Source organism: Saprospiraceae bacterium (genome assembly GCA_016719615.1).
GTDB lineage: Bacteria > Bacteroidota > Bacteroidia > Chitinophagales > Saprospiraceae > Vicinibacter.
This window is the reverse complement of record JADJYQ010000001.1, coordinates 670,923-684,535: the sequence shown is the minus strand read 5'-3', so window position 1 is coordinate 684,535 and position 13,613 is coordinate 670,923. Positions and strand designations below refer to the sequence as shown.

The window sequence follows — 13,613 nt, the reverse complement described above, 5'->3', positions numbered from 1 at the left end:
TGAAATCAACTAAAGAATGAAAAAATAACTTATGAGGACTTAGTCCTGTAAGCCATTAGAATAGTATCCGTATGAAGGATACTTTAAGGATTCTTCAACTGATTTTTGGCGGTTGCCAAATGTGGAAATAAGCTATGGAAAGGAAAGTCTGCATGTAAACAGGCAAGTCCTTAGAGTGGACCAGGACTATATCTGAAAAAGTCGCCGGATCATGCATATTAATAACAGAAGTACCACAGCAGGAACAGATGCAAAAAGGGGTGCAAGTGTCGGTTTCATGCTTGTGGTGGTCAGTGTCTGCATTGGCTGAGATATAAGTGATTTGTACCTCATTACAATCATGCACATCGCCACATGGAACCAATGATAGTACCAGAATATAGAGGCTGAATGTGATTGTAAAAAATTTCATGACTTCGAAGATACAAAAACAAGATTATACGCTGATATACAATATACTATTGAATAATAAAAATTAACGTATTCCTAATATTTAATGTTCAAAGGAAAGAATAATTAATGATTCTTTTGGCCTTTTAACCAATAGAATATACATATCAGCTATCAATATGTAAGATAATAAGCTGATAATTGCTTATAATTAAAGCTATTTTATTATTTTTATGCCAACTGTTCTCAAATATTGAAGGTAAATCGTCTACAAACCTCAAATTCAAAAAATAATTTAAACTTCAATTTATTTCATAATGCCAAAATTGTTGTCAGGCACAAAAATTTAGCTACAAATGAGTTTATCTAATAAAATAGAACCTACTAGTGACTTAAAAGAGTTCTGGAAATTAGTTTTAAAGAGAGTACATGTTGAATTAGGTAATCATAAAGCTCCAGCTATGTATGGTGAAGTTTCTGCGATTATTCCGTTGCTTTATATTCTAACCTTTATCGCGATCTGGGGCGATGTTTATCTTGCTATCAATATTTTAATGAAAGCAGGTGTAAAGCCAGCTTTTGTGTTTATTCAAATAGGTGCCGATATTGTTCTCGCAATTTTACCTTTTCTTTTACTTAAATTGGGTTTAAAATTCTTAGATAAAGTGGCAAATAAAAACTTGAAGCTTTTCTATGAGTTGGATTCAAAGTTAGAAAGGAAAGATGAGACGCAAAATCAGTATCAAAATAGGAAGAAAGAAAATGATAAAGCACTCTTACCTCCTGTTGAAAATAATTTATTGTGGTGCAATTTAGTGACTTGGACTACAAATGCAGCCATATTCGGTGTTGCTTATTGGAAAATTCATACTTATGCTAGCACCATTCCTTACAATATAGTAAATACTGCTAACGGCAAAATGGTAATTACATTAGCTATATTGGTTGCATTATTTCATATTATTGCTACTGAGAACACATTAATACATTCCCTCTTTTGGTTTCATAAAAAGAAGGCGATTGCCAGATATAATCAAGTAATGAACATCAATGATGAACCAAATATTGACGATACTGAAATAAAATACGTTGGGAAGTATACAACAGCAAAATCAGGATATACAGAAATAGTTAAAGAAGATGATGATAAAATAGTTTTAAAGTATGCTTACATAATTAGGGATGAAGATATAAACAACTTACTTGCACGTAATACAGATGTGAAAGCCAAAATGGGAATCATTGCCGCATGTAAACAGATTCAGTTAAATCAATAAATTCAAACTTTATGAAGAGAATAGCATTTCTATCATTGCTTATAACAATCTTATTTTTATCCTGTGGAGAAAAGATGCCAAAGTTGTATGCAATAGAAATTATCTGTGACCAACCATTATCAACGACAGGCAAGTTCCCGGATTACTTCTCTAAGCTGTTAACACCTGATGAGTATGATGAGGACTTCTTTTTGCTTCCTAAGCCTATTAAGATTAATCGTGTTGATATTAATAATGCATCTGTCTCAATTGAGGCCTTTGCATTTGAAAATATTGCAGATCCAACCTTTAATTTATACAATACTTGGCTTCCTGTTTATTTTAGGGATAGTGTTCCTCCTCAAGAATTGCTAGCCCCAAGGGGTAATAAGGGTTCGACTATTGATTGGATAAAAAACAATACAGATAAAACCATAGTAATCATTTCTGGTAATGAAAAAACATCAGATACGAATAACAAAAACGTGAATTATTGCGAGGATGAATTAACGGCAAAAGCTAAGATAGTTGAATTGCTAAAAGCAAAACCAAATTCTAAAATTTATTTAGTGAATTGTCCTGGATGTGGTGATAAAGGTGATGCAAGTAATCATGATGAAAAGGAAGTATGGATAAGTGCTGGTGATAAAGAATCAGAGAATAGCGATTATCATATTATTTTAGTGAACGCCGAGCCTTATATTCAAGATGACAAAGACCATGATTATGGGCACCCTGAAGCATATAGCATGTTGATAAAATCCTGTAGAGTTGCAATATCCAAAAATCAAGGACCGGACTTAGCTAGTCATTTACGAGAAGATTGTGAAAGAAAAGAAATTATCTGTAGAAAATTAAAACCGGGACATGAAGGCAGATGGCGTTTAATTTTGATGGCACTAAACGAAAATAATTCATCTTTGCTGGAACAAGTGTATGTAGAAGTAAAAAAAACTAGGCAAGAATTGATTAATGACTTACTTCAAAATAAGGGACATGACGACCATCATGAAAAACACTAATGTGATTTTTACAAATTGATGAAGTAAATCCTTCATAATCAATTAAATTTAAGGCTTTCATATCTCTCTTAAATTGAATTAAATATTTGATTAGGTTCTACTAATTTAGAGTGCTTAATTTACTTTCTTTTCTCTTTAAAAGACTTAGTTTTAATTTTTCTTGAATTGCTTTTATTCCCGTGGTCATAACCAAAAGTGGACCCATACCGGAGCCGGTTATAAATAAACTCGCTGCAAAACTTTTTAATTTATCTCCTAATATATCATCCCTCAATAATGCAATTAGAGGAACAGATACCTCAGTAAAAAAAGCCAAATCTCTTTTAGTTTTTGCATAACTTTTTTCTTGCATTGTAATTTTGTCCTGCAATTCTTTTAATTTAGCGCTATCCATAGACTGTAAGGTGTTTTTTATACCTTCAGATCCTCCAACATCTGCGATTTCTTTTTCTGCATTCCTTAAGTTAACATCAAGAGTACTTGCCAATGATTCAATATTGGCATCAGTTTTTTCTTCGACTGATTGTTCATGAAGTTGCGGATTTTCATTTAATTTCTTCTCTGTTTCATTCCCGTTTTTATTTTCTTCCAAATTCATATAATTACTGGTTAGACTTGGTAATAGATTGTTTCAACTGTTCAATCTTTACTTCTTTTAATAATAGGCGAAGAGAAACTATTGAACTGTTTAATACTTCAAGCAGAGCCAGCTCTTCTTGGGGTGTTGTTGAACCACTCTGAGCCTTTTCTACCAATTCTAAAAATTTATTGTCCATATTTAAATGATAACTATTACCTGCAATAAAGTCAATAAAAAAATGTGGATAAGAGTTTAATCTGTCAATAACATTGGCCAAAAGGATAGAGATGGTATATTAAGTGTTCAACCAAAACCAAGTAACGGTGTAAATCGTCAGCATAAAGTGGACCAAATATAACTAAAAACTAGTTAGTGTTTCCAAGATCAATTAAATTTACAAATTATGGAAACAAAGAAGAAACAAACCACAGAAAACTTCATTAAGGAGATTCGCAGACGAACTAGAAGGATATTTAGTTCCGAACAAAAGATAGGAATTGTTATGGAAGCATTGAGAGCTGAGATATCAGTAGCAGAGTTATGTCGAAAGTATTCAATACATGAACCGCAATTTTACAAATGGAATAAAGAGTTCTTGGAAGCAGGAAAGAAGCGATTATCCGGTGATACAACCAGGAAGCCACAAGTGATGAAGTATTAGAGCTTAGAAAGGAAAATCAGCGTTTAAAAGAGATGGTTGCTGATTTGGTACTTCGATATGATATTGTAAAAAAAGCTTGTCCGTGCTGGAATAACCGTAAAATTCAATAAGTATATGAGATTTACAGCTTCGGAAAAACAAGAGTTAATCAATATCGTAGTTGGTTCCCAAATTGGGGTTAACAAAACACTTCGAGAGATTGGACTTAATAAAAGTACTTTTTTATAACTGGTATAAAGCTTATTCTGATCATGGTGTGGATGGATTGGCTCCCAGTAAACGTACTAACAGAAGGCAATGGAACAGTATTCCACAAGAGCAAAAGAATATTGTTGTCATACTTGCATTGGAGTTTCCTCATTTATCATCCAGGGAACTTGCTTATAAACTTACGGATGAACAACAAATATTTATATCAGAATCAAGCGTCTATAGAATTCTAAAAGAAAGAGGATTGATTACGGCTCCTGCACATATTTTTATAACAGCAGCAGATGAATTTAGTAAAAAAGACTGCATTCGTAAATCAGATGTGGCAAACAGACTTTACCTACTTTAAAATCTTAGGCTGGGGTTGGTATTACTTAAGTACTGTTTTAGATGATTACAGCAGATATATTGTCCACTGGGAACTCTGCAAAGGCATGAAAGTGGAGGATGTAAAAAGGACCGTTGATAGAGCAATCATCAAAGCTAAAATTGTCACTAAACAACGACCTAAATTATTGTCTGACAATGGCTCTTGCTATATAGCTTCTGATTTAAAAAATTATTTGAAAAAATTCTATGATATAGACCAGATACATGGAAGGCCATTCCATCCTCAAACGCAAGGCAAGATTGAACGATATCATAGGACAATGAAAAACGTCGTAAAACTTGATAATTATTATTGCCCTGAGGAATTGGAAAGAGCTTTAGAAAAATTTGTGCAAACTTATAACAATGAAAGATACCATGAATCACTAGAAAATTTAACTCCTGCCGATGTTTATTTTGGCCGTGGCGACCTCATTTTAAAAGAAAGAGAAAGAATTAAACTACAATGTTTTAGGGATAGAAAAATTGAATATGAAAAATTATTTCCCATTAAAATTAATATTTATAAACAAAAAGAATTAGCTTTGAATTAAATAGAAACACTAATTAGTGATAAGTTCAAATTACTTTGACGACATACAATTCTCAGGGTTGCTGTTGATTCACCTGGAACATACAGTTATTTATGGAATACAGGTAGCGTAGGAGCTGCCCTGACAAATGTTCGCAAAGGAAATTATACAGTCAGTATAACCGACGAGCTAAAAAAATGTACATTGAGTTTTAGCAATGATCTCAGTGAACTTCCTACAGCGTATATTCGAAATGTAAGAATTACACAACCAAGCTGTCAGATTCCAGGTGAAATCAGAATGGAAATTTTTTCCTCTGGGAATGGCCCGATGAAATTGCTTCTTTTCCATCCGGGAGGAAATGCTAATTATACAATTCCCAAAGGAAATTTAAATATTTCTACTTATGCCCCGATAGCGCCGGGTGAATATTCCATAGCCATTTATGATGAATCCGCTGGTTTAGATTGTATACATGAAATAATGGTCACTATGGAAGCGCCATCAAGCTTCGAAATTATTTTGGAAGGCGTAATTCCTCCCTCCAGCCCAAGCGCATCAGATGGCACAGCCCTTATAGTTGCTAGTGTTCCGGGAGCACTACCTTATGTAGTGCTTCTCAATAACTTGCATTACAGTACAGCTTTTGACCACTTTATTGAAGTCGGGGGATTGGGGGCAGGTAGCTACATGATCCAATTGCGTGATGCTAACAATTGTTTGTCCAACAAACTAACAGTTGTTATTCCTCCAAGATTATATAGCTGGTCATTAGGTTTTCAAACAAATATGGATCCCAAACGAGCCATTCAAACTGAAACTCCAGGTTATTATAGAATAAAATCATTGTGGCGATCCGGCTTCCAATTTTGCCTGAATAACAGTTTATCAGGGATTCCAAGTGAAAGTCTTTTATACTTCTCAACCGACGGACATCAGAATTATTTAGATCTGGAACAATTATTCACATTCAAAAAATTCAACCACAATAACATCCATACATATTTGCAAGGTGGATTCGGATTTCACTATTCACCTGAATTAAAACTGCAAAGCAAAGTCCTGGCACAAATCCGATCCGATTTTCCAATAAGTACTCAATCCAAAATTTTCGGAATTATTAAATTTCAAAATATGAAGGAGCAAAGGATATTATTTCAATTTGGAATAAACTTCATAAATCCATTCAATTTCTCAAAATGGAAAATATTCAAAAGTATTTAGAAAATGAGCAATATCTCGAAATAAGGACAACCCTTTTCCCTTTTCCCTTTTCCCTTTTTCGCTTTTTCGCTTTTTCGCTTCTAGCTTCTAACCTCCATACATCTCATCCCTGAGTTTGCTGATGGCTTCACTCTCGATGTATTCATCAAAACTCATTAATTTGTCAATACAGCCATTTGGCGTAATTTCAATAATCCGGTTACATACAGATTGCATAAAAGCGTGGTCATGCGAACTTAAAATGACGATGCCCCCAAATTCAATCATGTTTTCATTGAAGGCTTGGATGCTCTCAAGGTCGAGGTGATTGGTAGGTTCATTTAATAATAAGGTATTGGGGTTTTGTAGCATCATCATACTCAACATTGCTCTTACTTTTTCACCCCCACTCATGACACTGCATTTTTTCATGACTTCATCGCCACTGAATAACATCCTGCCCAAATAACCGCGTAAAAATATTTCATCAACATCCGTCATTGTAGGTGGAACGTAATTGCGAAGCCAATCGATCAGGGGTTCTCCCGCTGCGAAATAGCTGGTAATGTCAACCGGCAAATAAGCTTTAGAAATGGTGGTTCCCCATTCAATACTTCCTGAATCTGCCTGCCGCTGTCCGGCAAGACAATCAAAAAATGCATGCACCGCCATTTGATCTCTTGACAACAAAGCAACTTTGTCTGCTTTGTTCAGGGTAAAATGAATATTGCTAAACAGCTTTTTATCTTCCAGTTTAAGGCTGAGCAGATCAACTTTCAAAATCTGATCACCCACTTCGCGTTCAGGTTTAAATACAATACCGGGGTATTTTCTATTGGATGGTTGCAATTGCTCAATATTGAGTTTTTCAAGCGCTTTCTTGCGAGAAGTTGCTTGTTTACTCTTGGAAGCGTTTGCAGAAAATCGAGCAATGAAATCAAGCAATTCCTTTCTGCGGTCTTCAACTTTTTTATTTTTATCGGAAATCTGGCGTGCAACCAATTGACTTGATTCATACCAGAATGTATAATTACCCGTATAGATCGTAAGTTTCTGTCGATCCACATCAACCACATGCGTACAAACTGCATCCAGAAAATGCCTGTCGTGACTGACCACAATTACAATGTTTTCATAGTCCGCCAAAAAATTTTCCAGCCATTTAATGGTCTCTACATCCAATCCATTCGTAGGCTCATCCAAAAGCAAAATATCGGGATTTCCAAAAATGGCCTGTGCCAGAAGTACGCGAACTTTTAAAGTCGCCGGAATGTCGCTCATAAATACGGTATGAAGCGCTTCATCAACTCCTAATGCACTTAACATCGAAGCGGCATCACTTTCAGCCATATAACCCCCCAACTCCCCAAATTCTTCTTCCAATTGAGCTGCCAGATTTCCATCGGCTTCCGAAAAATCAGCTTTTGCATACAATTCTTCCCGGTCACGGATCAATTTCCACAACTTTTGATGGCCCATTAATACCGTATTAATGACCGAATGATTATCGAATTCGAATTGATTTTGTTTGAGTACGGCTAATCTTTCGCCGGTAGTAATTTCGACATGGCCTTTGGTTGGGGCGATCTCGCCGCTCAGAATCTTTAAAAAAGTACTCTTTCCCGCACCATTAGCACCAATAATACCATAACAATTTCCCTTTGTAAAATGAAGATTTACCTCATCAAATAAGGTTCTTTTACCATAAGACAAACTGACATTAACTGCACCGATCATAATAAATTCAATTTAATCCGCAAAGGTAACAGGAGATCGGGCTTTAAAAGAAATGATAAAGTCAACAATTTGTATATTTACAAGTCATTCACATGCCGGATTTTCAAATCGAGCTGGATACCTGATATCAAGCTAAAAGTTTCTAAGATCGGACTTTTAAAATCAATTTGCATGAAATCAATTCCCGTTATACAGATGGGCTTCATGAGCCTTATCATTTACATTGGCTTTCAAAGTCATTACCTTCCGCAAGCTAATCTTTCCAAACCCGTTTTATTTGTATCGAGAAACATCCCCTGCTGTGGATCGGTATATATGTCTGAAGCCAATGCGCTTCCGGGTATTGGTGGGTTCTCAAAATATCAGATTGCAGCACCTGCTTATTTGTGTATCCTCAATCCTGATAATAGCATTGATACACTTTTAGATGGCTCAAAACCGGATCAGAATATTTATAAACTCATCGACATCAGTAGCCCATGCCTCTCATGGGATGCAAATAAAATTGTGTTTGCCGGATTGCCCAACGGAAACTATGTTCTGGGCAATCATAATTATTTGCCTTTTGAACATAATACCTGGAGAATTTACACATTGGACATAGATGGCAAAAATCTGAAACAAATTACACATTCGGGTCCTGACCCTGATTTTTCACAATTCAGCCCATTGGCAAGAGGCGTGTTGAAAGGCTTTGATGATACTCATCCCGTTTGGTTGCCCGATGGCCGTATTTGTTTCAGCAGTACCCGCTTTCCAGGTATTGGCATGTACAATGTCGTCCGTACCAGTAATTTATTTATTGTCAACGAAGATGGAAGCGATTTGCATAGGATTACCAGTGAAAAAAATGGCGCAGACAAACCTGTGATCGACCCTCTTACCGGAAAAATTGTATTTGCAAGATGGTGGCGCAATTTTTACTGGCCATATGATCAACTTCACCAATTGGAAAGTACGACTTATCCCGGTGGCTGGATTTTTAAAGACGGGCTGACCAGCAATCTGGATAGTGTGATCGATGGAGAAACATACATGTTCAACAATAATGCATTCTTATTGAGTGAAATCAATCCGGATGGAACGGATCTCAAATTATTTTCCGCACATTACCGAGATGTTTCCGGCAATAGTTCATATGGCGGAAGTTTTGACCGCGATGGACACTTTATTGGAAACTGGTTTCCAATAGAGCATATCAGTGAATCATCAGGCTTTGGTGGTATTAAAAAATATTTTCGCGGGACGAGTAAAAAATCAATTGGACTTGCCGGAGTCACCTCCTATGGCAATTTGGATTACTATATCAAAAATCCAGCATCTTATGGAATTTTCAAGGGTGAATATGCTACCGAACCCTCTGTTTCAAATTCCGGAGAAATCCTATTTTCGAAAGCGCCGGATCCAAAACAGGATTATGGAATTTGGATGATGGAAGAAGATGGCTCCAATGAAATTTTGGTTTTCGATCATCCGGGAACGACTGAATTAAATGCTCAAATCATAGAATCCAGATCGGTTCCAAAAATAATACCAGATATAATTGTACAACGACCCGGACCACTTCCCCCCAAAGATCCTCAGCATTTAAGAAGTGAAGGAAGCTTTGAATTTGATTGCCGGAATATTTTTTACAATAGTCCGGTCGATGATGGCATTCTTGCAGCGCCGGCCATCGCAAAACTAACAAGTGTTCGTTTTTTTGCAGCTCCAATGCAGGACAAACAATTTGGCTCCGTTGAAGCGCTCGACTTCCCCTATTTGTACAATGAAATTGCAGTGGATGCTTATAATCGGGTACTCGAAACCAACGCTCCTGCCAATATTCCTTTGTTCGAACAGGCCCGGTCTGCTCCATCATCGGGTTATAAAATTCCAAGAACAGGTGGCGGAATAATGGATGGTGCAGCGCATGTCACCGGATTCAATTATGGCCGGCCAGGTCAGAAAGTAACTTGTGTAGGCTGTCACGCGGGGCATTCTAGAATTCCAGTTCCCACAAACCCGGAAGATTTGTTCTTCACCAATCTTGCTCCGGGTGCACTGGTTACTGCATCTGCATCCATGTCAAATCCGGGATACCTTATTGATAAAAAAAATTACACTGCAACGCAACACTGGTTTACACCTGAAGGAATTTCTCCAACGGGACAATGGCTTGAATTCAAATGGCCGGTGCCTTTATTTACAAGAGAAATTGTCTTGCATAATATCCCCGATACGAACCGCTTAAGAGTAAATCATTGCAAAGTTATTCTTTATGAAGATGAAAATTTCACAAATGAAATTAAAGTCATCGATGTCAATGAAAAAATTTCGAATAAAGGCACGCGTCTTTTTCTTGCTCCATATCTTCAAATACAATCCATTCGCATCGAATTTCTAAATGTCACCGGGGGCATCTACCATTGGAATGCCGCCTCATTGGGTGAAATAGAAGTCATATCCAGCAATGTGGATCCTAAAAAATTTAAAGACATTTGTGATTGTAAAGGAATAGCTTACGGATTGCATAAAATAGATTCCTGTCATCAATGCCTGCTGCCGGAAGATCCAAAATGGAACGATTGTCTTACTTATACCCATAATCCGGATAAACTTAAAATAATGCTGCTCTATCCACAACCAGCACAGGATTTTATTTTCATACAAATTTATGGAAAATTAAAACACTCTTCAGCACTCATGATATATGACCAGTATGGTAAATTGGTATTAAAGCAAAAGATGGAATCAAATTCCGTTAGCTTGAGTATTTCAGATTTAAATAAAGGAATGTATCATATGATATTGCAAAACGGGACCACTCGCGAACACTCCAAATTTATGAAACTATAACATAAGGTTTATTTTTTGAATCAACAGACTACGCGTGATTTTTTTTAGACAGCTCTAATTCCAAATCACAGATTCGTATATTTGAATAATTTTAATACTAAAAATAACGAAATCAAATGAATCACAGAATTGTACACTTTGAAATCCTGCGATCATCCGGCAGAAGTTATGAAATTTTTTACCGAAGTATTTGGTTGGACCTTTTCTCAATTTGGAAACATGGATTATTGGTCTGTGACAACAGGAGATCCCAACACACCGGGCATCAACGGCGGACTCATGTCTAAAAAACATCCGGATCAACCCATTGTGAATACCATCCAGGTTGAAAATGTAGAAGCGCATTGTTCAAAAATCGAATCCGCCGGAGAGGCATGGTTAGTACCCAAATGCCCATCCCAACGGTCGGTTGGTTAGCATATTTCAAAGATCCGAGGGCAACATCCATGGCATTTTTCAGGATGATCCGAATGCAGGATGAGGAGGAAGAGGTGTGTAGGTGGGTAGGTGGGTAGGTGTGTAGGTGGGTAGGCATTTAGGCTTGTAGGAATGTAGGAATATTGTAAGATTGACTCTTTGCTATTGACATTTGGACTTTGACTGTGCTGACTGTTTGACTGTTTGACTGTTTGACTGTTTGACTGTTTGACTGTTTGACTGTTTGACTGTTTGACTGTTTGACTGTTTGACTGTTTGACTGTTTGACTGTTTGACTGTTTGACTGTTTGACTGTTTGAAAACTAACTATCGTTAGTTTTCAAATTTCAAATAATATAAATAAAACCGCTCTGCATAGTCTCCTCCCGCTAAATTATTGTAAAATATACACCCCAAATTTTTTCAAAGCGGGATACGCTGGGGTGATAGGAAAACTCCGTTTTCCAAACGGATCATTAACTGAAGTAATTTTCGATTAGCTTTCCATTTCGATTATGCTGATTACCAAGAACTATCCTATTAAGTGATGGCACTTTTTATTTGACTTCGATAGGCCCAGCAATTAATGGCTTTCTAAGTATATCTAAAACTTCTGGTATTAGTTTCATCAGAACAGTATATTTATTGATCCGGGCACTCAAAACAATTACTGTAATTGGATATGTTTTAAAATTTTGTTGATACTGCATATTTTTATCGAATGTTAAAAGCGCGTCAAACTTATTTTCGATTAATTTTTGTAGTAACAATCCGTTTTTTAATCCATTCCAGCCCCCGTTCTTTTATTGTAAATACATCATGTTCTGTTAAATCATTTTTTTACCTTTTTGGTAAATTTTCATCAAGCAATAGAAGCATATAATTCGTCTATCTTTTTAGAAGAAAGTATTTCATTTGCTATTTCTATGATAGCTATTGCCTGTTCTTTGGAAACAGTATCAAAGTCTGCAAGAAATTCATCTAGTGAAACACCCTCTTCAAGGTGGCTAAATAGTGTTTCAATAGGCACTCGGGTACCTTTAAAAACTGGCTGCCCTCCTAAAGTCTCAGGATCTATAGTTATAAGATCTTTAATTTTTTTCATATACAAATATACTGTTTCTTTGACAATTTAAAATGCATTAAGCTCTGCGAAGTCTTCATCCCGCTTTATAAATGTATAATGGACTCCGTAGAATTTTTCAAAGCGGGATACGCTGGGGCGATAGGAAAACTCCGTTTTCCAGACGAAATGCTGTTCCTAAATAAATTTTCAGAATGCGGATGTTTATGTACAAAAATATACTTCAAATATTCATCATTAACTTACGAACGTTTGTTAGTTATGTACCATTAACGATCACATTTCAAGCACCAACTAACAACTATATCACCAACTGAATTTCTTTCCGTATTCCCTCAATCGCTGTATCAATAATTTTCAGTTTCTGCATTTACTTTACTGTTCAAATGTTTTTCAACATCAACGGATCCTTATCAGAAAATTCTACAAAAGCCTCATCCAAGGCATGTAAAGTTTCATTTCTGGCCAGCATGATGATTTCCCATAATTTTTCACTGACATAGATTTGTTGCACCAGATTGTGTTCGAATTCCTGGTGGATTCCCAGCATTAACATTTTACAGGTCGTTTGGGAATCGCTGTCAGCACTCGCAAATCGCATGAGAAGATTATGCATGCGCATGCGCTCTAAAAACAAAGCCAGCCTTTCATAAGCCTGTAACTTTAAAGGCAAACTATGTTGCTTGAGTTCTTTTTGCAGATGGGCATAATATTTTCGGTTTTCCTGTTCAATATATTGCCTGATCAACATATATGCCGTTAGAAAAACAACAACAGAAGGTAGTGTATATTTTAGCAGTTCAAAGAAAAACTCCATGGTTCAAAGATTAAGACGCAAAATTAATCATAATCACATGGCATGAACCCCAGACTGGCAGCTATCGCGCCCGACATCGAACAAAAGTGCTACTTTTGCGTTTTAAACAATAAAGCTTTATGTCGGTAGAAACGATTCAAGATACCCCAATTTGCTTTACAGAATCCGCTGTCCAAGCATTATTGCGCATCAAAAATGAGCAACAAATACCTGATAGTCATGGACTTAGAGTAGGTGTAAAAGGTGGCGGCTGTTCAGGATTTAGCTATATACTGGGATTTGATCTTCCTCAGGAAAAGGATCTTCTTTTCGATATCAGCGGATTTAAAGTTTTTATGGAGAAAGCACATTCCCTCTATTTGGTGGGCATGCAAATAGATTGGGTTAATGGCCTCGATAACCGAGGATTTTCTTTTATCAATCCCAATGCCAAAGATACATGTGGATGCGGGCAGTCCTTTTCTGCCTGAGATCCTCAATTAGTTTAATACAATAC

The 13,613-nt window shown here is 36.4% G+C and carries 11 protein-coding genes and 2 pseudogenes; 7 read left to right on the top strand and 6 right to left on the bottom strand.

The window, feature by feature from the left end:
• Nucleotides 1-94: 94 nt before the first annotated feature.
• Nucleotides 95-412: a hypothetical protein gene (locus tag IPM92_02840; protein ID MBK9107330.1), complete on the bottom strand. Its 318-nt coding sequence runs from the start codon at nt 410-412 to the stop codon at nt 95-97.
• A 334-nt stretch (nt 413-746) separates the two neighbouring features.
• Between IPM92_02840 and IPM92_02835 the strand changes: the two genes are divergently transcribed.
• Nucleotides 747-1,667 carry a hypothetical protein gene (locus tag IPM92_02835; protein ID MBK9107329.1) on the top strand — a complete coding sequence of 307 codons (921 nt, stop codon included), beginning with the start codon at nt 747-749 and terminating at the stop codon, nt 1,665-1,667.
• 11 nt (nt 1,668-1,678) lie between these two features.
• On the top strand, nt 1,679-2,668 hold the full coding sequence (locus IPM92_02830) for a hypothetical protein (protein ID MBK9107328.1): 990 nt from the start codon (nt 1,679-1,681) through the stop codon (nt 2,666-2,668).
• A 100-nt stretch (nt 2,669-2,768) separates the two neighbouring features.
• On the opposite strand, the gene IPM92_02825 is transcribed toward IPM92_02830, so the two are convergent.
• Both IPM92_02825 and IPM92_02820 read right to left on the bottom strand, forming a co-directional pair.
• Nucleotides 2,769-3,260 (bottom strand): hypothetical protein, encoded by a 492-nt coding sequence (locus IPM92_02825; GenBank protein ID MBK9107327.1) that lies wholly within the window; start codon nt 3,258-3,260, stop codon nt 2,769-2,771.
• Nucleotides 3,261-3,270: 10 nt separating this feature from the next.
• On the bottom strand, nt 3,271-3,444 hold the full coding sequence (locus tag IPM92_02820) for a hypothetical protein (protein MBK9107326.1): 174 nt from the start codon (nt 3,442-3,444) through the stop codon (nt 3,271-3,273).
• 207 nt (nt 3,445-3,651) lie between these two features.
• On the opposite strand from IPM92_02820, the pseudogene IPM92_02815 reads away from it, so the two are divergent.
• A pseudogene (locus IPM92_02815) lies at nt 3,652-5,042 on the top strand (IS3 family transposase).
• Nucleotides 5,043-5,225: 183 nt separating this feature from the next.
• Nucleotides 5,226-6,245: a hypothetical protein gene (locus tag IPM92_02810; GenBank protein MBK9107325.1), complete on the top strand. Its 1,020-nt coding sequence runs from the start codon at nt 5,226-5,228 to the stop codon at nt 6,243-6,245.
• A gap of 87 nt (nt 6,246-6,332) precedes the next feature.
• On the opposite strand, the gene IPM92_02805 is transcribed toward IPM92_02810, so the two are convergent.
• On the bottom strand, nt 6,333-7,961 hold the full coding sequence (locus IPM92_02805) for an ATP-binding cassette domain-containing protein (protein ID MBK9107324.1): 1,629 nt from the start codon (nt 7,959-7,961) through the stop codon (nt 6,333-6,335).
• Nucleotides 7,962-8,132: 171 nt separating this feature from the next.
• On the opposite strand from IPM92_02805, the gene IPM92_02800 reads away from it, so the two are divergent.
• Entirely contained in the window at nt 8,133-10,799 is a 2,667-nt protein-coding gene (locus IPM92_02800) for a T9SS type A sorting domain-containing protein (protein MBK9107323.1), read from the top strand.
• A 116-nt stretch (nt 10,800-10,915) separates the two neighbouring features.
• Nucleotides 10,916-11,280: pseudogene (locus IPM92_02795) on the top strand (VOC family protein).
• Between the two features lie 798 nt (nt 11,281-12,078).
• On the opposite strand, the gene IPM92_02790 reads toward IPM92_02795, so the two are convergent.
• Together IPM92_02790 and IPM92_02785 are read right to left on the bottom strand one after the other, a co-directional pair.
• Nucleotides 12,079-12,321, bottom strand: coding sequence for a DUF433 domain-containing protein (locus IPM92_02790; GenBank protein MBK9107322.1), 243 nt, complete (start codon nt 12,319-12,321; stop codon nt 12,079-12,081).
• 361 nt (nt 12,322-12,682) lie between these two features.
• The gene (locus tag IPM92_02785) at nt 12,683-13,117 is read right to left on the bottom strand and encodes a hypothetical protein (GenBank protein ID MBK9107321.1); all 435 of its coding nucleotides are present in this window, start codon (nt 13,115-13,117) and stop codon (nt 12,683-12,685) included.
• A gap of 119 nt (nt 13,118-13,236) precedes the next feature.
• On the opposite strand from IPM92_02785, the gene IPM92_02780 reads away from it, so the two are divergent.
• A complete protein-coding gene (locus IPM92_02780) occupies nt 13,237-13,587 on the top strand; it encodes an iron-sulfur cluster assembly accessory protein (protein ID MBK9107320.1) in 351 nt (116 codons plus the stop codon).
• Nucleotides 13,588-13,613 lie beyond the last annotated feature (26 nt).

Excerpts from the sequence above, each read along its gene's own strand:
- IPM92_02830 (MBK9107328.1), top strand. The coding sequence starts at position 1,679 with ATGAAGAGAATAGCATTTCTATCATTGCTTATAACAATCTTATTTTTA.
- IPM92_02790 (MBK9107322.1), bottom strand. The coding sequence starts at position 12,321 with ATGAAAAAAATTAAAGATCTTATAACTATAGATCCTGAGACTTTAGGA.
- IPM92_02805 (MBK9107324.1), bottom strand. The coding sequence starts at position 7,961 with ATGATCGGTGCAGTTAATGTCAGTTTGTCTTATGGTAAAAGAACCTTA.
- IPM92_02820 (MBK9107326.1), bottom strand. The coding sequence starts at position 3,444 with ATGGACAATAAATTTTTAGAATTGGTAGAAAAGGCTCAGAGTGGTTCA.
- IPM92_02840 (MBK9107330.1), bottom strand. The coding sequence starts at position 412 with ATGAAATTTTTTACAATCACATTCAGCCTCTATATTCTGGTACTATCA.
- IPM92_02800 (MBK9107323.1), top strand. The coding sequence starts at position 8,133 with ATGAAATCAATTCCCGTTATACAGATGGGCTTCATGAGCCTTATCATT.
- IPM92_02835 (MBK9107329.1), top strand. The coding sequence starts at position 747 with ATGAGTTTATCTAATAAAATAGAACCTACTAGTGACTTAAAAGAGTTC.
- IPM92_02785 (MBK9107321.1), bottom strand. The coding sequence starts at position 13,117 with ATGGAGTTTTTCTTTGAACTGCTAAAATATACACTACCTTCTGTTGTT.
- IPM92_02780 (MBK9107320.1), top strand. The coding sequence starts at position 13,237 with ATGTCGGTAGAAACGATTCAAGATACCCCAATTTGCTTTACAGAATCC.